Below are 20785 nucleotides of genomic sequence, written 5' to 3'. Positions count from 1 at the left end.
CCTCTCAAGCTCAACGCCCCCGTGCAGGCGCTGGCGTGCACGGTCCTCCACGGCCAGCCCATCGCCGTCATCGGCACCGGCTACGGCTCCGGCGCCGACGCCCAGGGCGGGGTGTATGTGTGGGTCCTGGCCAGCGGGCATCTCCTGGGCGACCCTCTCAAGCTCAACGCCCCCGTGCAGGCGCTGGCGTGCACGGTCCTCCACGGCCAGCCCATCGCCGTCATCGGCACCGGCTACGGCTCCGGCGCCCAGGGCGGGGCGTATGTGTGGGACCTGGCCAGCCGACTGCTGCTTGGCGGACCTCTCAAGCTCAACGCCCCCGGGCAGGCGCTGGCGTGCACGGCCGTGGATGGCCGCCCCATCGCCGTCATCGGCACGAAGGGCAGGGTGCATGTGTGGGACCTGGCCAGCCGACAACTCCTGGGCGACCCTCTCAAGCTCAACGCCCCCGTGCAGGCGCTGGCGTGCACGGAACTCCACGGCCAGCCCATCGCCGTCATCGGCACCGGCTACCGCTACGGCGCCGACGCCCAGGGCGGGGTGTATGTGTGGGACCTGGCCAGCCGTGAGGTGCTGGGCGAACCCCTCAACTCCAATCACTCCGTGCAGGCGCTGGCGTGCACGGTCCTCGACGGCCGCCCCATCGCCGTCATTGGCACCGGCTACGGCTACGGCTACGGCTACGGCGCCGACGCCCAGGGCGGAGTGTATGTGTGGGACCTGGCCAGTCGAGAGCTGCTGAGGGAACCCCTCAGCCTTAACTCCCGCGTGCAAGCGCTGGCGTGCACCGTCCTCGACGGCCGCATAGTCACTGTGACCCTTGAATCAGGCGGCCATGTGCGTGCCTGGAACGTGATGGACAACTTCGCGACTACCGGGCTGAATACAAGCTTTAGAGACAGCCTGTTCACGGAGCTGGCGTGCACGGTCCTCGACGGGCGCACCGTCGCCGTCATCGCCACCGACACCGACACCGGCGCCCAGGACTGGGTGTATGTGTTGGACTTGACCAGCGGGCATCCCCTGGGCGAGCCTCTCAAGCTCAACGCCGACGTGCAGGCGCTGGCGTGCACGGAACTCCACGGCCGCCCCATCGCCGTCATCAGCACCGGCACCGGCACCCGCACTAAGGGCAGGGTGCATGTGTGGGACCTGGCCAGCCGACAACTCCTGGACAATCCCCTCAGCCTCAACGCCCCCGTGCAGGCGCTGGCGTGCACGGAACTCCACGGCCGTCCCATCGCCGTCATCAGCACCGGTATCAACACCGACACCACCGTGTACATGTGGGACCTGGCCAGCCGACAATTCCTGGACAATCCCCTCAGCCTCAACGCCCCCGTGCAGGCGCTGGCGTGCACGGAACTCCACGGCCGTCCCATCGCCGTCATCGGCGCCGGCACCGGCACCCGCACCCGCCCTAAGGGCAGGGTGCATGTGTGGGACCTGGCCAGCCGACAACTCCTGGACAAACCGCTCAAGCTCAATGGCTACGTGCAGGCGCTGGCGTGCACGGTCCTCCACGGCCGCCCCATCGCTGTCATCGGCATCGGCACCGGCTACGGCTCCGGCTCCGGCTCCGGCGGCCAGGGCGGGGCGTATGTGTGGGATTTGGCCAGCCGAGAGCTGCTTGGCGAACCCTTCAGCCTCAACGCCCCCGTGCAGGCGCTGGCGTGCACGGTTGTCGACGGCCGCCTCATCGCTGCCATCGGCACCAGCTTCTTCATCGGCAGCGGCACCGTGATGTACGTGGGAGATATTCGAGCATGTGAATCCATGCAGCAGTTCGCCCTTCCAGACTTGGAAGACCTGGTGTTCTCCGGCGCTGAGGGCCTTGTCGTGGCAGTGAGACGCGATATTGCACTGCTTAAGCGCCGTTCAACTCAGGGTGGGGCAGGCGACAGTGTGACATTGGATCCCACCGATATTGGCCGGCCTAGAGCCGCGCGAACTCTGCCGCAGGTCTCGTCTACTGCCGCAGACATCACCGAACTGCCGCCTGGACAGGCTGTTACCTGAGTTCGACGGCGTAGGAGGCTCCGGGGTTCTGCCAGCCGTCAGTGCCTTCGCCGATGCCCTCGACGATGACGTCGTCGATGAAGTGGTCCTCGAACTCGTCGTCAGCGAGTTCGCCGGCGAGCCAGAGGACCTCGATCTCGTCCCAGCACGGTCTGGAGCAGCTGGGCGCACACGATCGCTTCGGCGGCGAGGCCGGCCCGGGCTCCCCAGGACGCGTTCGAGACCGTAGATCCAGCCCGTGCCGTCGGCGAAGCAGGACGCCGTCGGGTGCGCCGTGCCAGGTGTACGTGGTGCCGATGACAGCTCCGCGCACACATGACTTCGTCGAGCGCCGCCCGTCGATGGGCCACCGTGCAGAGGGGGCCCGCCGGACCGGTCCCCGAAGGCGCGCCGGAAGGACTTCTTCCGACCTATGCGTGAGCAGCTCTCCCGGACAACCGCACACACAGTTCATCGGGTGAACGGGAGGAAAGGGCTGCCGGACATCCAGGGCTGACCACGGGCGGTGGTAGTTCGTTCCCGTCTTCGCCGCCCTGCCGAGGAGGTCCGACGGCGATGTCGAGAGGCCGCTGGGCCGCCTCCGGGGGCGCCCCCGGGCGGCTTGCCCGGCCAGGGCTCCCCGAAGGTGGCGCCGAGGTGGTGAGGGCGTGTACGGCGTGTAATGGATCGAACCCACCAAGTTATAGGCCGAGTTGACGCCGGTTAGCTTGACGTACCGACAGGCGGCGTCTGGCCGCCCGCACGCGCACCGGAGGACACGCATGACCACCCTGCCGCAGCCTCGGGCCGAAGCGGCTGAGCAGCCTCAGCAGTCCCTCAGCACCGCCGCCGCGCGGAATCTCGCGACGACCACCAAGTCCGCCCCTCAGATGCAGGGCATCACCTCGCGCTGGCTCCTCAAGGTCCTCCCGTGGGTGCAGACCGAGGGCGGCGTCTACCGCGTCAACCGCCGCCTGACCTACTCGGTCGGCGACGGCCGCATCGAATTCGACCAGACCGGCGCGAACGTCCGCGTGCTGCCCCCGGAGCTCGGCGAGCTCGGCATCTTCCGCGGCTTCGAGGACACGGCGGCCCTGACCGCGCTGGCCGACTCCTTCACCCAGCACGACTTCGAGGCCGGCGAGGTCCTGGCCCGCGAGGGCGAAGACGTCCAGCACGTGCGCCTCATAGCCCACGGCCGCGTCCGCCGCACCCGCGCCGGCAAGTACGACGAGGACACCATCGTCGAGACCGTCGCCGACGGCGACCGCTTCGGCGAGCAGGCCCTCCTCGGCGAGCCCGCCACATGGGACGCCACCGCCACCGCGCTGACCTCCGGCACCCTGCTGCAACTGCACCGCGACGACTTCGAGCGGCTCCTGGAACGCACTCCCTCGCTCCGCGACCACGTCACCGCCTTCCGCGCCCTGTCCACCCAGGAGCAGAACAAGCAGGGCGAGGCGGACATCGCCCTGGCCTCCGGTCACGTCGGCGAGCCTGCCCTGCCCGGCACCTTCGTCGACTACGACCTCAAGCCGCGCGAGTACGAGCTGTCGGTCGCGCAGACCGTGCTGCGGGTGCACACCCGCGTCGCCGACCTGTACAACAAGCCGATGAACCAGACCGAGGAGCAGCTGCGGCTCACGGTCGAGGCGCTGCGCGAGCGCCAGGAGTACGAGCTCGTCAACAACCGCGAGTTCGGTTTGCTGCACAACGCCGACTACAAGCAGCGCATCCGCACCCACTCCGGCCCGCCCGGCCCCGACGACCTGGACGAGTTGCTGTCGCGCCGCCGCAGCACCCGCGTGATGCTCGCCCACCCGAAGGCGATCGCCGCCATCGGCCGTGAGCTGAACCACCGCGGACTGTACCCGGGCAACGCCGACTTCAACGGCCAGTCCGTGCCGGCCTGGCGCGGTGTGCCGATCCTGCCGTGCAACAAGATCCCGGTCTCCAAGCAGGGCACCTCTTCGGTCATCGCGATGCGTCTGGGCGAGGACGACCAGGGCGTCATCGGACTGCACCAGACCGGCATCCCGGACGAGATCGAGCCCGGCCTGTCCGCCCGCTTTATGGGCATCGACGAGAAGGCCGTCATCTCCTACCTGGTGTCCACCTACTACTCGGCCGCGGTGCTGGTCCCGGACGCGCTCGGCATCCTCGAGGACGTCGACGTCCACCACCGCCGCGGCTGACCGGAGGACGACGCAGGATGGCCAAGCCCTTCGAGCTGCCCACGTTCTACGAGCCGTAGCCGGCCCGCCTGAGCCCCCACCTGGAAGAGGTCCGCACCCACGCGCGGGCCTGGGCCAGGGATATGAGCATGCTCGAGGGCTCGGGCATCTGGGACACCGCCGAGTACGACGCGCACGACTACGCCCTGCTGTGCGCCTACACCCACCCCGACGCCTCCGCTGAGCGGCTGGCGACCGTCACCGACTGGTACGTGTGGGTCTTCTTCTTCGACGACCACTTCCTGGAGAAGTACAAGTACACCCGGGACACCGCCGCCGCCCGTGATCACCTGCAGCGGCTGCGGGCGTTCATGCCGGCCGACCCCACAGCCCCGATGCCTCAGCCGCGCAACCCGGTGGAGACCGGACTCGCAGACCTGTGGCGTCGCACCGTGCCGGTCATGACCGACGGCTGGCGGGAGCGTTTCACCGAAGCCACGGCCGCGCTGTTGGACGAGTCGATGTGGGAGCTGTCCAACATCGAGATCGGCCGCGTCTCCAACCCGCTTGAGTACATCGAGATGCGCCGCAAGGTCGGCGGCGCCCCCTGGTCGGCCGGTCTCGTGGAGTACGCCGCGCACGCCGAGGTTCCCGCGCGGGTGGCGGGCTCCCGGCCGCTGCTGGTGCTGCGCGACACCTTCTCCGACGCCGTCCACCTGCGCAACGACCTCTTCTCCTACCAGCGGGAGGTCGAGGAGGAGGGCGAGCTGTCCAACGGCGTACTCGTCTTCGAGACGTTCCTGGAGTGCACCACCCAGCAGGCCGCCGAGAAGGTCAACGACCTGCTCACCGCCCGCCTCCACCAGTTCGAGCACACCGCGCTCACCGAGGTGCCGCCGCTGTGCGCCGAGCACGGCCTCACCCCCGGCGAGCAGCTGCGCATCGCCGCGTACGCCAAGGGGTTGCAGAACTGGCAGGCGGGCGGCCACGAATGGCACCGTCGTTCCAGCCGCTACATGCGCGAGTCAGGCCCAGGTCCGGACGCCGGATGCCGCCTGCCCACCGGGCCCACCGGCCTCGGCACCAGCGCGGCCCGCCTGGCGAAGTCGTATGCGCACACCATGCCGCAGCGGCTGCGCAGCTTCGCGCACGTGCAGCAGCCCGCCGGGGGCCTGCCGGAGCCGGAGCCGTTCATGCCGTACGTGGCCAAGCGCTCCCCGCACCTGGACGCCTCCCGGGAGAACCTCGTCGCCTGGTGCCACGAGTTCGGCATCACCTCGGAGGGCGTGTGGGACGAGGCGAAGCTGCGGGCGGCCGACCTGCCGCTGTGCGCGGCCGGCATCCACCCGGACGCCACCCCCGAGGGCCTCGACCTGACCTCGGGCTGGCTGGCCTGGGGCACGTACGGCGACGACTACTACCCGCTCATCTTCGGGCGCACCGGCAACCTGGCCGCGGCCAAGCGCTACACCGACGGCCTGGCGGACTTCATGCCGCTGGACGGGGGGCGCCGCCCAGGTTGCCGGGCACGGCGCTGGAGCGTTCTCTGTACGACCTGTGGGTGCGCACGGCCACGCCGATGACGCAGGAGGCGCGGCTCACCTTCCGGCAGACCATCACCGACATGACCGGCTCGTGGGTGTGGGAGCTGGTCAACGCGATGGAGCGCCGGGTGCCCGAACCCGTGGACTACATCGAGATGCGCCGCAAGACCTTCGGCGCCGACCTCACGATGAGCCTGTCGCGCATCGGGCACGGCGGCGTCATCCCCGAGGAGGTGTACCGCTCCCGTCCGGTGCAGGCGCTGGAGCACTCGGCGGCGGACTGGGCAGGCCTGATCAACGACGTGTTCTCCTTCCGTAAGGAGATCGAGTTCGAGGGCGAGATCCACAACGCGGTGCTGGTGGTACAGCGGTTCCTGGACTGCACGCAAAACCAGGCCCGTCGGATCGTCGACGACCTGATCGACGGCCGGATGCGGGAGTTCCAGCACGTCCTCGCCGTGCAGATCCCAGCCCTGTGCGACGACCTGGACCTGCCGCGCGAGACCCGCGCGGCCCTGGAGCGGTACGCCCTGGAACTGCAGAACTGGATGTCCGGCATCCTCGTGTGGCACCGCGGCTGCCGCCGCTACGACGAAGACGAACTACGTCGCGACATGGGCGGCTTGGGCGCCGCGATGACCCGGGCACAGGTGGGCGCACTGGGCGTCTGACCACACGCAGGCAAAAGGCCCGCCCCGGGGAAGAAGGGCACTTTCCAGGGAGCGTCGCAACGCGTGGTCGTGTTGATCAGGTCGCGAGCAATTCAAGCAGGCGCTCGGCTGGGGGTTTTCCCAGCCGAGCGCTTTGTGTGCACAACCGTTGAACCCGTCAGCGACGGCGTCCAGGCGCACGGACCCGCACCCGACATCGGCAGGCTCGGTGCGCGAGCCGCAGCTTGGTGCATCCGCTGGCCGAGCAGGAACGCGGCCGACGCAGCCGCCCCGTCAGGCCGGAGTGAATCGGCCGGCTCGGTATCGGCTCCAGACGTCCCCCGTTCAGAGCCACGACGGCGGCCGCTCCGCGCAGGCGACCGCCTCGCTATCGACCGGGACGAAGCCCGCCGGCTACTGGCCTGCGGACTGCCAGCCTGCCCCCACCGCGCCGGGCTGGTGCGGGTCTACTGCGGTAGGGGTGCCTCACCGTTGAACTGGCGAACACTTTCGTCTGCCTCGCAGCCCGGCCAGGGCCGGCCCCTGACCACCGGCGTTGCCTCTGCCCGCCCACGACCCGAGGAAGCCGGAGCACCCGACTCGAGCGCCGGGTCCCAGCCATGCTCACCCGCCGACAGCCACACCCACCTAACCAATCTTGCTGGTGGCAAGGGGTTAGTGGATGCCTTGGCTGGTGTAGGTGGCGGGTCCGGTTTTGCGGAGGTGTCCGTGTCCGTGGCTGGGCGAGATCTGCGGGGTCACGGATCTCATCGCGCCAGCGCAGAGTCTGCAACAACAGCAATCCGCAGTACGGCCTGACCACCGCCTTGCGTTCGCGGCTGCGGATCGCGACCCATGGCATCAAGCCCAGTCTTGGAGAGGACCTCCGCCAGCTTCCCCGTCAAGTTCTTCTGTTCAGTCCCCTAGGGCCTGTTGTGAAAGTGCTGGTCACAGCCACTCGTTGATGGCTGCGACCAGCACGGTCGCTTCGTAGCGGACGGAGAGTTTGTCGTACCGAGTGGCGACGGCCCGGTGGCGCTTGAGCCGGTTGGTCCCGCACTCGACCGCGTGCCGCTGCTTGTAGTCGTCCTTGTCGAACTTTGGCGGCCGCCCGCCACGCGATCCGCGCTTGAGGCGGTTGCGGACCTGGTCCGCCGGAACCGGGATGGTGGCCTTGATCCCGCGTCTGCGCAGGTAGGAGCGATTGCTGCGCGAGTCGTACGCCTTGTCGGCCCGGACCCGGTCCGGGCGCTTGCGCGGCCTGCCGAACCCCAGCCGGGGAACCCGGATGGCTTCCAGGACCGGCTCGAACTGCGGGGAGTCGCCCCGTGCCCGGCCGTGATCACGACGGACAAGTGTTCTGCCCCTGCTCGACCGCGAGGTGGATTTTGCTGGTCAGTCCGCCGCGGGAGCGTCCGAGGCCGTGGTCGGCCGGCTCGACGAAGATCCCGCCGGGTGGTTCCTTCTGGAGGTCCCCTTTTTCGCCGCTCCGGCGGCGTGCTGGTGGGCCCGGCAGACAGTGGAGTCGACGTTGACATCCCAGGTAATCAGGCCCTTCGCGTCCGCCTCGGCCTGGAGCTGGGTGAAAATCCTCGCCCAGGTGCCGTCCCGCTGCCAGCGCCGGAACAGGTCATAGACCCGGTCCCACGGCCCGTAACGTTCGGGCACGTCCCGCCAGGAAGCACCGGTCCGGGTCCGCCACCGTATGCCGTCTATCAGTTGCCGCCGCGTCCACACCTGCGGCCGACCCGGCTTGATGCCCGTCGGCAGCAGGGGCTCAAGCCGGGCCCACTGACCATTCGTCAGATCTCCACGTCCCACAGGACGTGATCATCAACTAACAAGATCCACTTTCGCAACAGGCCCTAGACGAGTAGTTCCGATTGCGGGGTTCACGAACGGAGGGAGGGTGTCCAACATCGGGTTGTGACGACCGATTTAGACACCCTCTTGACGGCACTGTACGTGCATGTCGATGACCGTTTGAAGACCCCGCGGTGGCGTGGACGTCCGCCGCGGCTGACTGATGCCGAGCTCGTGACCCTGGCGGTGGCCCAGGCCGTGCTGGGCTTCCACTGCGAGGCCCGATGGCTGCGCTTCGCCCACGCGCACCTGCACCGCATGTTCCCCTACCTGCCCCAGCGCCCGGCCTACAACAAGCGGCTGCGAGCCGCTCTGCCCCTGGTCAAACGGGCCATCCGGTCGCTGGCCGCGGACACCGACCTGTGGCTGGACGATGTGTGGATCGTGGACTCCACTCCCGTCGAGTGCGCCCGTTCCCGCGAGACCGTCAAACGCTCCGACCTGGCCGGCTGGGCCAATTACGGCTACTGCCGGTCCCATTCCCGCTTCTACTGGGGCCTGAAGCTGCATCTGGTGTGCACCCCGGCAGGCCTGCCCGTCACCTGGGCCCTGGCCGACCCCAAGGTCGACGAACGGCAGGTCCTGGCCTCGCTGATCGACGACGAACCGCATCTGGCAGCTGCCCGGCCGGGGCTGATGATCCTTGCGGACAAGGGCTACATCGCCGCCGAACTCGACCGTTTCCTCGCCGCTCGCGGCATCAGCCTGCTACGGCCGTCCTACCGCAACCGCGGCACCCCACAGCCCGCAGAAGCCCTGCTCAAGACGGTCCGGCAGCTGATCGAGTCGGTCAACGACACCCTCAAGGGCCAGCTCGACCTCGAACAGCACGGCGGCCGCACCATCGAGGGCGTCGCAGTCCGGGTGGCCCAGCGGATCCTGGCGATGACCTGCGCGATCTGGCACAACCGAGCCATCGGCGCACCCATCACCAGGTCACTGATCGCCTACGACCACTGAGCCACTTCGGAACTACTCGTCTAGCTGTCCGAGCTCGATGAGCTGGTCGTGGATGTCGGCGATGTCGCGGCAGTAGGTGACGCCGTTGATGCCGTGGGCCCATGGGTGGGAGATGCGCTTGGTGTCGAGGACGTACACGAGCGAGCCGTGGTGGAGCATCTGGCAGGCGATGCAGCGCAGGGTGGCCGACTTGCCGCCGCCGGTGGAGGCGTTGACCAGGATGTGCGGGGAGTCGGCGTCCAGGTCGACGGAGACGATCCGCCCGCCGGCGCCGAGGCCGATGATGGGCGCGGACTCCGGGGCCTTGGCCACCAGCTCGCGGACCTTGGGGTCCTTGAAGAGGGCCTTCGCCGGGGGCTTGCGGGTCTTCTTCACCCGCACGTACGGCTTGCGGCCCTCGGGGTGCCAGTCGAACGTGACGCCTTCCAGGGCGAGTTTCTGCGTGGTGCGGTCGGCGACGACGTCGCGGGAGAAGTCCAGGTGCTTGGGCAGGTCGATCCGTATCTCCGCGTCGTCGTCGGAGAAGTTCTTCGGGATGTGGAGGTAGCGGCGCGGGTCGGTCTGCTCCGCCAGGCCGAGCGGCCGGTGGATGGCTTCGTGCAGCGGGACGACCCACTCGCGCATCAGCTCCCGGTGCTCTCGGGTCAGCGCCATGTACGCCGCGGTGCCGACGGTCAGGACGCAGGCCCCGCCGATCCCGCCGCTCTCCAGCGCGGCGAGGGCCTGCTCCCGGTTGTCCCACAGCTCCTGGGCGCCTCGCACGGTGGCGTCCAGGTCCTGGGTGGCCAGGTAGCCGGTCTCCCAGACGCCGGCCCCCAGCGCGACACGGAAGGACAGGCGCCGCCACCCGGGCTTGTAGGAGCGGCGCCGGACCTTGCCCTCCACCTTCGGCAGGACGCGAGTGCCCGAGCGCCAGAAGGTGGCGTCGGTGCGCTTGACGCCGTCCAGGTCCGGGCCGGCCAGGATGCGGCCGATGCCGAACACGAGGGATTCGGGCGGACTCCTCCACCTGCTTGTCGAACTACGGCTCTTTATGTAGTGGCTCGCGAGAGCACCGGCCAAGAGGGCTCGGAGTGATCAGACAGCTTCTGCAGATGACCTCCAACTGGCAGGGTGTCAGCCTCTGGGAGCTCGTCCGTTTTTCAGGTGAACTTACCGCTTCTCATGGGGATGGGCGCTGGACGTCCTTCTACGCTCTTATCCGGCACGAGCAGTACAAACACGGTGTGCCTGCCCTCTTGGGGCTCGATGACCGTCGGGGGTTCGCATGAGGCCGGGACAGGCCTGTTGGTGGGGCTCGTTGCACGCCGTTCGTATCGGCTGGTCATGGGCAGCATGTGGGTGGGGCAAGACTCTGGGGCTGGCATCCGTGCTTGCCGCCGCGATGAGCGCGAGCGCGACGGCGGTGCTGTTCCTTCCAGTCGGCGTCGGAGTGCCGGCTGCGCATGGTCTGGCCGCCCTGTCTCTGCTTGGGCGTGCCAGGACGGCCGCCGGAAGGGTGCGTCTTCGCCTCGCACTCTTTGCGGGTTCTGTGGCAGCGGGTGGCTTTCACCACCTCACGGTCAGTCAGCTCCCTTCCTTTCAAGGGGAGCTCAGTGGTGGCCGCCACTTCGGCCTCCAGCTGCTGGCGGCAACCGCGATCGCCCTGTGTCTGGTGGTGGCGATCGCCGGGTTCGTGGTCGCGGTGGCGGACGGCGGCACGACGCTGATCTGGCTGCGGCGAGTCCTGGACGGATGGGTGATCGCCGGCTCCCTGCTCACACTGGGCTGGGTGCTGCTGCTGCATCGTGCCGACCAAAGCGGCGATGCCTTCGGGTCCTTGCAGGATCTGGCACGCGTGGTGACGGACGTCCTGGTCTTCGGACTTCTGGTGGCACTGCGCTACTCCCTGAAGCGTCCTGAGCGCACAGCGACGACGGTGGGTGTCCTGGCCCTCGTCGCGTTGTCCGCAAGCGACATGCTGCGCATCCTCATGCCGGCCCCCGGCGCCTGGCACGGCATTCCCTGCGCGGCGGTCTGCTCGATCACTGGCCTGCTCCTCATCACCGTGGCCCCATGGCTGGCCGGAGGCACCAGCGTCGTGGACGTCGACCAGCGCATCATGCCTGTTGTCGGGGTCGTGGCCGCTTTCGTGCCCGTGGCCATCTGCGTCCTGGCCTTGACAGCTCACGCCATGGTCGGAGGCCGCACCGACATGGTTCTGCTGGTCCTGGCGGGTTTGCTGCCTATCGCGCTCGGTATCCGGCAGGGCGTCATCCACGCCGACCATCTTCACATCACTCGCGAAGCCACCACCCGGGAAGCCCTCTACCGCGCCCTGGTCGACGGCACTCGGGACGTGATCACCATCGTCAGCCTGGAGGGCCGCGTGCTCTACGTCAGTCCTGCCGCCCACCACGTCTTCGGCTACCGGCCTGAGGACCTGCTGGGTGCCCGTATGCCCCTGTACTGCCACCCCGATGACCTGACGCCGCTGATGCAAGCGGTCGAGACACTTCGGCAGGAAGCCGCATCAGGCATCCGCGGTCCGGGCCGCCGCGTGTCCTGCCGGGTCCGCCACGCCGACGGACGTTGGTGCCACGTCGAGTCGACGGTCAGCCACCACACCGAGGGAATGATTTTCAGCAGTCGCGATGTGACCGACCGGGTCGCCCAGCAGGAACAACTCGAGCACTTGGCCTTCCACGACGCGCTCACCGGACTGCCCAACCGGGCCCTGTTCGCCGACCGAGTCGCGCATGCCCTGCGCAAGCGAACCACTCGCACAGCCCCGCCCACAGTGCTCTTCATGGACCTGGACGGCTTCAAGGCTGTCAACGACTCGGCCGGACACGCGGTGGGCGACGCTCTCCTTATTCACGCCGCACGTCGGCTCCAGGCATCCGTACGGGCTGAAGACACCGTGGCCCGCCTCAGTGGTGACGAGTTCGCAGCCCTCCTGGAGGGAGAGGCCGGGACGCACCCCTCACGTACCCAAGACGTCGCCGAACGCATCCTGTCTGCCCTGACGCAGCCATACCAGATCGCAGGCAAAGAGGCACTCGTCTCGGCCTCCATCGGCATGACACTGGCCCTCCCGGGCGTCACACCGGACGAACTGCTCCGCCAAGCCGATGAAGCCATGTACGAGGCCAAGAGAGCAGGCAAAGGCCGCATCCGCATGCACCTCCCCCAGCCCCGCCAACCCCGCAACAGTCCGTCACCCGAGGCCCATCAGACGGCCACTGCCCTCCAGGCGTCAGACGAACCGGCTGCGCACGGCCTGGGGCAGTGACCCCGTGCTGCCGGGCCGGTACCCGAAATCCCTGATCCGAGCCTGATTGGCCAGCAGGGACCGGACATTGCCACGGGCCGTGAGGCAGAGCTCCGAGGTGCACCGGGAGCCGGTCGGCAAGCGGAGCATGCCGCGATCACGCTCGCGGACCACTCATACGCTCGCTGTGCGGCGTGGGCCCAGCCGTGTGCCTGCATGGTCCCGGTCTCTACGTCTGGTGTGCCACGTCGAAGCCCCACATCCAGGGGGGCCTTCATCACCCTCACGACCCGCCGCCCAGCCCGCCCCCGCCGCGAAGCCGAGGCAGCCCCGACCGCCCCTCGCGATAGGCGTCTGAAAGCCCCACCTGCTGCCGTTCGGCTGCCCACCCATCGACGCCCAACCGAACGTACGGCCACCGCCTGGCCCGGCGGCACGGTGACCGTGCCGCCCTCGACCGGTTTGCCCGTCAGCACTTCGACGGCTCCGGCCCTCGCGACGGGAACGTCTCCTCCCCGGCCGATGTGGTCGATGGGAGCAGGTAGTCGGCGTCCTCGGCCGCGGCGTACCGCCGCCTCCCCACCCGGCGGCGTCTTGCCTACCGGCTCCACCCCCGCCTCCGTGCGGATGCGGTCGAGGAGGGCGGCCAGGGTCGTCGGGTCCGGGTGGGTGGCCAGGTATCAGGTGGCGCCCGTGCAGTACGCCTTCCTCATAGCAGCCGCAGGTCCGGGCGGCGATGGGCTTCAACGAGGTCCGGCCACGGCCCCGAGCGGGAGCGCCGCCCGCGACCGGTCCCGCGTCAGTTTTGAGTGGTGCGGCGTCGACGCATCAGGTACACGGCCGCGGCGCCACCCAGGATGAGCGCCCCGCCCACGCCAGCGATGACGGGTGTGGCGGAGTTGCCGCCGGTCTCAGCGAGGTTCAAGCCGTCGTCGCCGGTCTGGGTGTTGGGCTGATTGCCCGGGACGACAGAGCTCTCGGCGCCCTCGGCACTCTTCGAGCCGGCGGACTCGGTAGAGGACTGGCCGTCTGACGAGCCGCCCTCCGCCCTCCCACTGCCGGATCCGTCACCGCTCGCACCGCTACCGTCCGCACCGTTACCGTCCGAACCGTCATGGTCGGCGCCGGAGGCGCCCGGCATCGCGCAGGTGGCCTCGGCGAGCACGATCTCTCCGGATGCCTTCACCACGCCCAGCTTGGCCGGAGTCACTGTGTACTTCAGCCGAAGCGCGGTGGCGGCCCCCGTGCCGTCCGTCGTGGTCGCATTCTCCAGGACGAGGTCGACGGTGCCGACGCCCGGCACCTCGACGTGCTGGTCGCCGGGCCCCTTCACGGGGACGGGCTTGCCGAGGACGGTCACGTTGTCCGCCAGCGCGGCCTTCGCGGTCGGCTTCTTGCCCGTCTCGCAGGAGGCCGTGGCCTTCAGAAGGTCGGCGGCCAGCAGCGGCATGTCGGGCAGGCCGGGTGCGTAGGCCTGTACGCCGACGAGTTTGGCGTGGCCCACCGACCGGTGCCCGTCCGCCTTGACGCTGGAATGCGCGACCTTGGCCTTGACCAGCGTGGTGGGCTGCCCCTTGTTCACACCGTTCACCGCGGCGGTGAGCAGCGTCTGCTGCGCGTCCCCGGGCGCGCTCAGATCATTGAGCGACTTCTTCACCGGAACGTCGCCGGCACCCTCCACGGAGACCCTGAGGTCGGCGCGCGCCGCGACGGCGGCCGCCTTGCCGGTGGAGCCGGAGTGTTCGCCGGCGGGTACCGCATAGACCGGGCCGGCGACCAGTGCGCCGCCGATCGCCAGAGCCGAAACGCTCAAGAGAGCGGCTGGGCGTGCGGGCATGCTGAAGACATTCCTGTACAACTGAGAAACTCCCACAAAGACATGGAACCGTCGGCGCTACGGTGCTCGCAGCAGCATGTCGGCCGACGGCCTCGACCCGCAGATCATGGCCCCCCGGATGCCGATCGTGCGACAATCCGATCAGGGATCACCCCAACGTGCGGTTTCCTCACCCACTCCTTGCCTACCGCGCAACTTCTGGGCCTGGTAACTCGTTACCGTCAACCGGCCCTGGCCCCTAACGTCGTTTTCTGCATGGGCAGTTGGTCGACCGCGTCGTCAGGGAACCGTCGTCACCTCGGAACCTTCGGCCGCCGCGGCCGCGACCGCACCGGCGATCGCCGCGGTGATACGTCGGCGAGTGGTGAGCATGTTCAGCATGAGGGGAGGCCTTCTCGAACGGAGCGTTGGCGCTACGGTTCTGAGAATGGCCAAACGGGGCATCGTCACTGCGACATACCAGGGCCTGTCGGCGCAGTGAACCCTTACGGGCGGTCCCGTGGCCGCCAATTGCTGCTGTGCCGACGCACGACACCGGTCCTCTTCCGAGGGACCAGCGCACCGGATGCCGGCAGCGCGATCAAATCTCTGCCGCCCCGCAAGCAGGTTGACGACCTCGGCAATCGCCTCCGGCAGGGCCGAAGTAACGCCCGCGGTTCCTCACGCTTCAACCGCCGAACAGCGCACCCTCGGAATACTGCCTCTCCACCAGTTAAACGCGACCGGGCCAAAGGCCCCGGAGGGACAGCCGCGTGCCTGGTGTTTCTTACATGGGGTCAGGCTCTGCGTTGTCATCGAACGGGGAGCTCCCGTACCCAGCAATCATCAGCTCGCTTGAGGAGAGGTCGCCGCCCCTGGTGACGGTGAAGCGGCCCTCCCGTCCCTCCTCCGTGCGGATGACCAGATCGTTGGCCTGACTAACGCTCCATGCGTCGGCTGCGTTCCTGGCGTCGATGGTGCCGATCCATCTCGGCTCGGTGCCGTACATGGGTTGGCCGTCAAAGGGGTCGGTAACCAGTAGCTTGTACTCCGTGAAGGACACCAGCTGAGCGATCACCTCGTAAGGTCTTCCATCGGCGATCACCCGCGCCGGCCCGTCGTATCTCCCCATGACCATCACGGTTACAGCAGGGCGGCGCGCAAGGCCACGGACACACCCCATGGCCAAGACGGTCGCCTCTGATAACCACCCGCCTGGCCGCCCCTTTCCCTGGTCACCATCAGCTCCCACTGGCCTCGTGCCAACAGTTGCCCTATATGCGAGCGCTGCCGTTTTGCTCAGCGCGCCTGTCTGTGCCGCCCCGCGCAGCGCTTCTTGCGCCTGGCGCCACGTCTGGCCTGGGTCCCGATGGACGCTTCAGGGCGCCGGGCATGGCGGCATTGGCTGGAGCCGCTGCCCCGCCGCCCGGCCGGATCCCGGCGCGATCTGAGCACTTGCAGCAGTGCCGGCATTCCGGCGGCAGCGATGACAGCACACAGCATCATGAGGAGGAAGTTCGTGTTCATGCCTCTCTTGGCACTGAAGTGGGTGACAGGCTGGGCAGAGTCCTGTCAGCCCGGGTGACGGCCATCAGGTGAGGTCTGTGCGCGCTTCTGCTAGGGCGCATCGGAACTGCCACGTCCGGACCGTAACCGTGGGACGTCCGCGGCCAGCCGCCGCCACTCCGTATGCCCCAGTTGTCGCTTGAGCAGCTGATCAGCTCGTTTCACCGCACCCTGCTCTGACGTCGGTCGTGGGCGCAGCCCACTGGACGGCAAGCCGCCTTGCCCGAGGCAGCGCGCACCGCCACCGCCGGCAGCGCCCCCGGCTGCGTATCTGCCCGTGAGGGCACTGCGGCGACCAGGGTCAGAGGCCCCGGGGTGCTGCCTGCCGCGCGGTGGCGAGGCACTCTTCGGCGAACGCCAGGGCTTTGAGGTGGTAGGCGCGGGCGGCCCAGCCGAGGCTGATGTTGTGGCCGGCCTCCGGCAGGCGGTCGATGACGATCCGTGGTGCGGCGGACAGCCGCGCGCGCAGGTCGGTGATGTCCTCATCGCCGTGGTGCCACCAGGCCTCGTGTTCGGCGAAGGTGAGCCGGACGGGGACGCGGATGCGCGGCAGGATGGCCGCCGACAGGCGTATCCAGCCGGCGACGGTGTTCACCTCGCGTGCAGGCATGGGCGCGATGACCTGCTGGCTCGCCCAGAACGTGTGCGGCGGATAGAGGTGTAGTGGTCCCCAGTTCAGCCGCCGCAGGCTGCCCCCACGGTCGCACCCGTTGAAACCGGTGTTGACGGCCAGTCGGCGCCCGCACCCGGAGACGTCCATGCCCAGCAAGTCCGGCGTGTCCCAGTCGGCGGCGGCCGCGAAGGCCACCTTGGCCCCGAAGGAGTGCGCCAAGAGGAACGTGCCGGCACCGGGTGCATGGCGTGCCGTGAATGCCTTCACGGCGCAGCGCACGGTGGCCGCTTGGGCGGTCAGCCGTTGTCCTGCGGGCAGGCGGGCGGCCGAGGCCCCGTAGCCGGGGCGGTCCAGCGCCAGCACCGTGTATCCCAGGCGCGCGCCAAGAGTCAGCAACGACCCGTCCGGGTGCGCTTGACCGTCGAAATAGCCCGCGTTCATACCGCCACCGTGCAGGGCAATGATTACCGCGCGTGGAGCCGTCTGTGGGGGCTCGCTCAGCAGGCCGGACAGGATGATGCCGCCCGCATCGACGGTGACCGGTCGGACGCCGGGTGAGCTCCGCCGGTCACAGGCCTCCAGCGCATTGGCCGGGCTGGCGGGAGCGGGCTGCGCGGCGGGGACATCAACCATGGCAGGCAGTCCTCAAAACTCGGGGTGACGGCGCGCAAGCTGCACTGCTGCACCGGCACACGCAGCACGCTGGCCGGTCAGGTCTGTCCAGGCGCGGGCCAGGCTACGTCCGCAGGCCTCGCTGTTCATCCTGCGTGTCGCGATGACCGCCGGCCACCCCAGCCACCCACCAGGGTTACCCTCACCTCCGAGAACAAGGAAGTGGGCGCAACGAGGACTGCTTCGGCACCGAAGCGGCCGCTGAGCCGCTGCTGGCCCAGGACCGGTGGCACGCCCTGGCCTCCGCCTCGACGGACAGCCCGTGAAGGAGCCGTCGGCAGTCGCCCAGACGGTACTGCGGCTGGGAGCCTGCGGTTACGATTCTTCGCGACGGCCTGACCAAGGCCCGCGCCGCCCAGAGCTGGCCCTTCCCGCTGCTGGACGAGCCGGCAACCGCCGCGCGTGGCCCGCACGCCGGGCCGCCGCTCGCTCCGGCCCGGCCCTAGCGTGGTGCCGGCCCGCCGGGACCGCTTCGGATGCCCTCGACACCGCGGGGGCACGTCGGCGACCTCCAATTCGCGAGCAGGGGCAGACCCGTCACGGGGGGAACCAGCCTGCCCCTGCACGTCGGAGCTCGCAGCCCCCTCCGAAGAGGGCGGACTCCTCGACCCTCATGATCGGGTCACCTTCTCCAGCGCATCGCGGTGCCGATGTGTCACACGGGACCGCTCGGCATGGCGTGAGAGGTACTGCCTCGCGGAAAAACGGCGCAGGGCAGGCTGGCGTGTGGCCCGCGTTGCCTGGGTTGGTCAGGCCCCCTCGGCCCAGTGTGAAGGGGCGTGCGCGGGCGATCAGTAGCGCGGCGTCGTCGTGGTTGTCGGGGTGCCAGAGGTCGTGAAGGAGCCGGTCGCAGGTTTCTTCCAGCGTCGGCCGCACCCCAGCGGCCGGACAGGGCAACGCCAGCGGTTCGAACGCGCCCTCAACGCGAACGCTGTGATCGCCCTCAACGAGGAGAAGGCCGATGCGGTGCGCCGCGCCCAGGCCGCTTGCCAGGTCGACGACAGGTGGGGAGCCACATGAACTGCTCCGGCTCGTGCGGGTCACGGCCCGCTACTGGGCCGGCGCCAACGCCTCGGACTTGGCTGCCCTGTCGCCCTGCCCGACCGGGCGCGAGGTGTGCCGTGGCCGGTCCCGGCCCGGCTGCCACCCACAACGGATGCAGGGGCATCATCCCGGTCCGTGAGGCAGCGGGCCGTCGGCGTGGTGTCGAGCCTCCCACGAGAGCGCAAAGGGTAGGTGTGCGGTGGTGAAAGTGCGTCGAGTGTCCGCAAGAGCGGTGAAGAAACCAGGGAAATCGGCCGTGTGTTCTTCGATTGGCCGGGCATCCGGAGCGTCGGAGGTTGATAACTATGGTTCCCCTGCTTCTGGTTCTACTGCTGGCCCTGATCCTTTTCGGTGCGGGTTTCGCGCTGAAGGCACTGTGGTGGATCGCCGTGATCGTGCTGGTGGTCTGGCTGCTGGGCTTCGTCGTGCGGACGGCGAATACCAGCGGCCGCAAGGGCCGCTGGTATCGCTGGTAGCCATCAAGCGGCAACGCGCCACACTGCGGGCCCCGGGTACACCCGGGGCCCGCAGACATATCCGACACCAGGGCATCAAACCCGTGAAAAAAGTACGCGCCTGGGCCGCTCGTGCTGGATCTGCAGATCGTCGGCGGTGCGTACGTGTGTCGGTGTGGGACAGCGACCCGGTTCTGCCGGACGTTGCTGCCACCGACCCGCAGTGCGTGGGCCGGCACGGCCTGGAGATCACCCTCGCCGTCAGCCAGGGCTATGAAGTCCACCGCGAACCGGTCGGCAAACGCGTCACGGCGCTGATCGCGCTGGCCGATGACCCCGGCGGGAACATCGCCGGCCGCACTGCGCCATAGGGGCTATAGGGAGGCCGACAGGAGAGGGCTGGGGCCGATGGATGGAGGCGCAGGTTCCGCTGCTTCACCGGGCCCCAGCTATGAGGCCTAGTTGTATTGATCACGAGCGTTGTTGACACTCGCCGGGCTTGATCATGGCGAAGACCTCCGGTGTGGTGGAGCTGTCTAGGACTGCACCGCACGGAGGTCTTCGTGTCCCACCGTAATGCCCGGCTGACCGTTCACGGCAGGCGACTGCTGGTCGAGCGTGTCCGCACCGGCCGCCCGATCGCGCATGTCGCAGCGGAAATGGGCATCTCGCGTGTCACCGCCCACAAGTGGATCCGCCGCTGGCGGGACGAGGGCGAACAGGGACTGCATGACCGGCCCAGCCGTCCATGCACCACACCCCACCGCACCGCAGCAGCGGTGGAGGCCCGTGTCTGCCGCCTGCGCCAGGAACGCAAACTCGGGCCCGCACGTCTCGGGCCGATCCTGGGCCTGCCCGTCTCCACCGTGCACCGGATACTGGCCCGCCACGGCCTCAACCGCCTGGCGTTCCTGGACCGGCCCACCGGCCAGGTCATCCGCCGCTACGAACGCCACCGGCCCGGCGAACTCATCCACGTCGACGTCAAGAAGCTCGGCCGGATCCCCGACGGCGGCGGCCACAAGGTGCTGGGCCGCCAGGCCGGCCGCGCCAGCCGCAGCAACATGGGCTTCGACTACATCCACTCCGCCGTCGACGACCACTCTCGCCTCGCCTACAGCGAGATCCACAGCGACGAGAAGGCCGCGACCTGCGCCGGCTTCTTGCGCAGGGCGGCGGCCTTCTTCACCACGCACGGTATCGACCGCATCGAGCGGGTCCTGACCGACAACGCCTGGCCCTACCGCAAGAGCTTCGCCTGGCGCGATGCCCTGGCCGACATCGGCGCGGCCGGCAAGCTCACCCGTGCCTACCGGCCGCAGACCAACGGCAAGGTCGAACGCTTCAACCGCACCCTGCTCGACGAATGGGCCTACCTGCGGCCCTACACCAGCAACACCGAACGCACCGACGCCCTGGCAGACTTCCTGCACACCTACAACCACCACCGCAGCCACACCGCACTCGGCGGCCAGCCACCGATCACCCGCGTGAACAACCCCTGCGGGTCAATACACCTAGTGCCCATGAAAGTGGCGAGAGGTCAGACCACCGGTGCAGGGGGCGCCGGGTTCGGGTGTCTGCGGGCCTTGTACGTAGACGGTGATGAACTGCCGGACACGGGGGTCGGATGCCGTGTCGACGCTGAGCTGGTGGCCCCAGGCGGACAGCGTGATCGTCGCGGTCTGACCGGTGATGGGGCTCATCATCGTGTAGGGGGTCCTGGTGACGGTGTCCGCGAGCTCCTTGATGTCGGTGGCGGTGGCCGTGTCGTTGTAGGTGACCCACACCGCCCCGTGTTCGAGGGAGTGGACGGCGTTCTCGTTGCGGATTGGCCTGGTGTGGACGGTGCCGTCACAGGTCATCCATGTCGCGTCGTGGTCACCGCCGACGGGCGGAGTCATGGGATAGTCGACAGCGCCTTTGACGTGGCGGTACGTCAGCCTGTCGGCGTCCCAGAGTCTTTCGCCGCGAACGTGTTTCCTGGCCGCGGCGGCTTTCCGTTCGCTGTCCTCGTGGGCGTTGAGAGCCCAGTAGCCAGCGAACCATGTGAGGACGACGGCGCCGATCGTCATGAGGAAGATGCGGTGGCGGCGCTCGCGGGCCCGGAGTACCGCCTGCATGGCTGTATCGTGCTCCGGCGCGGCTCTCGTGACAGTCGGGGTTTTTGTGGTTGC

General features: G+C 68.8%; 13 protein-coding genes and 3 pseudogenes. 9 read left to right on the top strand and 7 right to left on the bottom strand.

From position 1 onward, the window contains the following. Positions 1-2019, top strand: a 2019-nt coding sequence (locus tag ABZ192_RS23955) for a WD40 repeat domain-containing protein (protein ID WP_356926492.1), incomplete at its 5' end; no start/stop codon positions are given. On the opposite strand, the gene ABZ192_RS23950 is transcribed toward ABZ192_RS23955, so the two are convergent. Beyond that, positions 2012-2332: a hypothetical protein gene (locus ABZ192_RS23950; protein ID WP_356926491.1), complete on the bottom strand. Its 321-nt coding sequence runs from the start codon at positions 2330-2332 to the stop codon at positions 2012-2014. The genes ABZ192_RS23955 and ABZ192_RS23950 overlap by 8 nt on opposite strands. A 448-nt stretch (positions 2333-2780) precedes the next feature. On the opposite strand from ABZ192_RS23950, the gene ABZ192_RS23945 reads away from it, so the two are divergent. Both ABZ192_RS23945 and ABZ192_RS23940 read left to right on the top strand, forming a co-directional pair. Then, positions 2781-4193: a family 2B encapsulin nanocompartment shell protein gene (locus tag ABZ192_RS23945; protein ID WP_356926490.1), complete on the top strand. Its 1413-nt coding sequence runs from the start codon at positions 2781-2783 to the stop codon at positions 4191-4193. Positions 4194-4261: 68 nt separating this feature from the next. After that, positions 4262-6387 (top strand): annotated as a pseudogene (locus tag ABZ192_RS23940) (germacradienol/geosmin synthase). Positions 6388-7314: 927 nt separating this feature from the next. On the opposite strand, the pseudogene ABZ192_RS23935 reads toward ABZ192_RS23940, so the two are convergent. Then, positions 7315-8187 (bottom strand): annotated as a pseudogene (locus ABZ192_RS23935) (IS5 family transposase). Between the two features lie 105 nt (positions 8188-8292). Here ABZ192_RS23935 and ABZ192_RS23930 point away from each other — a divergent pair. After that, positions 8293-9189 carry an IS982 family transposase gene (locus tag ABZ192_RS23930; RefSeq protein WP_356926489.1) on the top strand — a complete coding sequence of 299 codons (897 nt, stop codon included), beginning with the start codon at positions 8293-8295 and terminating at the stop codon, positions 9187-9189. Positions 9190-9201: 12 nt separating this feature from the next. On the opposite strand, the gene ABZ192_RS23925 is transcribed toward ABZ192_RS23930, so the two are convergent. Next, the gene (locus ABZ192_RS23925) at positions 9202-10173 is read right to left on the bottom strand and encodes a hypothetical protein (protein ID WP_356926488.1); all 972 of its coding nucleotides are present in this window, start codon (positions 10171-10173) and stop codon (positions 9202-9204) included. 385 nt (positions 10174-10558) lie between these two features. Between ABZ192_RS23925 and ABZ192_RS23920 the strand changes: the two genes are divergently transcribed. Continuing rightward, positions 10559-12463, top strand: a complete 1905-nt coding sequence (locus ABZ192_RS23920; protein ID WP_356926487.1) for a sensor domain-containing diguanylate cyclase — start codon at positions 10559-10561, stop codon at positions 12461-12463. A gap of 778 nt (positions 12464-13241) precedes the next feature. Here the strand turns inward: ABZ192_RS23920 and ABZ192_RS23915 are convergent. The 3 genes from ABZ192_RS23915 to ABZ192_RS23905 form a co-directional block, all read right to left on the bottom strand. Continuing rightward, on the bottom strand, positions 13242-14279 hold the full coding sequence (locus tag ABZ192_RS23915; RefSeq protein ID WP_356926486.1) for an SCO1860 family LAETG-anchored protein: 1038 nt from the start codon (positions 14277-14279) through the stop codon (positions 13242-13244). A 766-nt stretch (positions 14280-15045) separates the two neighbouring features. Beyond that, positions 15046-15390, bottom strand: a complete 345-nt coding sequence (locus ABZ192_RS23910) for a hypothetical protein (protein ID WP_356926485.1) — start codon at positions 15388-15390, stop codon at positions 15046-15048. A gap of 735 nt (positions 15391-16125) precedes the next feature. Next, on the bottom strand, positions 16126-17070 hold the full coding sequence (locus ABZ192_RS23905) for an alpha/beta fold hydrolase (RefSeq protein ID WP_356926484.1): 945 nt from the start codon (positions 17068-17070) through the stop codon (positions 16126-16128). A gap of 873 nt (positions 17071-17943) precedes the next feature. Between ABZ192_RS23905 and ABZ192_RS23900 the strand changes: the two genes are divergently transcribed. The 4 genes and pseudogenes from ABZ192_RS23900 to ABZ192_RS23885 all read left to right on the top strand — a co-directional run. Then, complete coding sequence (locus tag ABZ192_RS23900) at positions 17944-18129, top strand: hypothetical protein (RefSeq protein ID WP_356926483.1); 186 nt, start codon at positions 17944-17946, stop codon at positions 18127-18129. Between the two features lie 329 nt (positions 18130-18458). Next, positions 18459-18629, top strand: coding sequence for a hydrophobic protein (locus ABZ192_RS23895; RefSeq protein ID WP_356926482.1), 171 nt, complete (start codon positions 18459-18461; stop codon positions 18627-18629). 146 nt (positions 18630-18775) lie between these two features. Then, entirely contained in the window at positions 18776-18979 is a 204-nt protein-coding gene (locus ABZ192_RS23890; protein ID WP_356926481.1) for a hypothetical protein, read from the top strand. A gap of 192 nt (positions 18980-19171) precedes the next feature. Then, a pseudogene (locus ABZ192_RS23885) lies at positions 19172-20107 on the top strand (IS481 family transposase); the annotation flags it as partial. Positions 20108-20125: 18 nt separating this feature from the next. Here the strand turns inward: ABZ192_RS23885 and ABZ192_RS23880 are convergent. Then, positions 20126-20731 (bottom strand): DUF3105 domain-containing protein, encoded by a 606-nt coding sequence (locus tag ABZ192_RS23880; RefSeq protein WP_356926480.1) that lies wholly within the window; start codon positions 20729-20731, stop codon positions 20126-20128. Positions 20732-20785 lie beyond the last annotated feature (54 nt).

It is taken from the genome of Streptomyces sp. NPDC006235, assembly GCF_040613735.1.
In the GTDB taxonomy this organism is placed as follows: domain Bacteria; phylum Actinomycetota; class Actinomycetes; order Streptomycetales; family Streptomycetaceae; genus Streptomyces.
The sequence above is the reverse complement of the archived record's forward strand: the minus strand, read 5'-3'. Positions and strand labels throughout refer to the sequence as shown.

Excerpts from the sequence above, each read along its gene's own strand:
- ABZ192_RS23895 (WP_356926482.1), top strand. The coding sequence starts at position 18,459 with ATGGTTCCCCTGCTTCTGGTTCTACTGCTGGCCCTGATCCTTTTCGGT.
- ABZ192_RS23910 (WP_356926485.1), bottom strand. The coding sequence starts at position 15,390 with ATGGGGAGATACGACGGGCCGGCGCGGGTGATCGCCGATGGAAGACCT.
- ABZ192_RS23880 (WP_356926480.1), bottom strand. The coding sequence starts at position 20,731 with ATGCAGGCGGTACTCCGGGCCCGCGAGCGCCGCCACCGCATCTTCCTC.
- ABZ192_RS23945 (WP_356926490.1), top strand. The coding sequence starts at position 2,781 with ATGACCACCCTGCCGCAGCCTCGGGCCGAAGCGGCTGAGCAGCCTCAG.
- ABZ192_RS23915 (WP_356926486.1), bottom strand. The coding sequence starts at position 14,279 with ATGCCCGCACGCCCAGCCGCTCTCTTGAGCGTTTCGGCTCTGGCGATC.
- ABZ192_RS23905 (WP_356926484.1), bottom strand. The coding sequence starts at position 17,070 with ATGGTTGATGTCCCCGCCGCGCAGCCCGCTCCCGCCAGCCCGGCCAAT.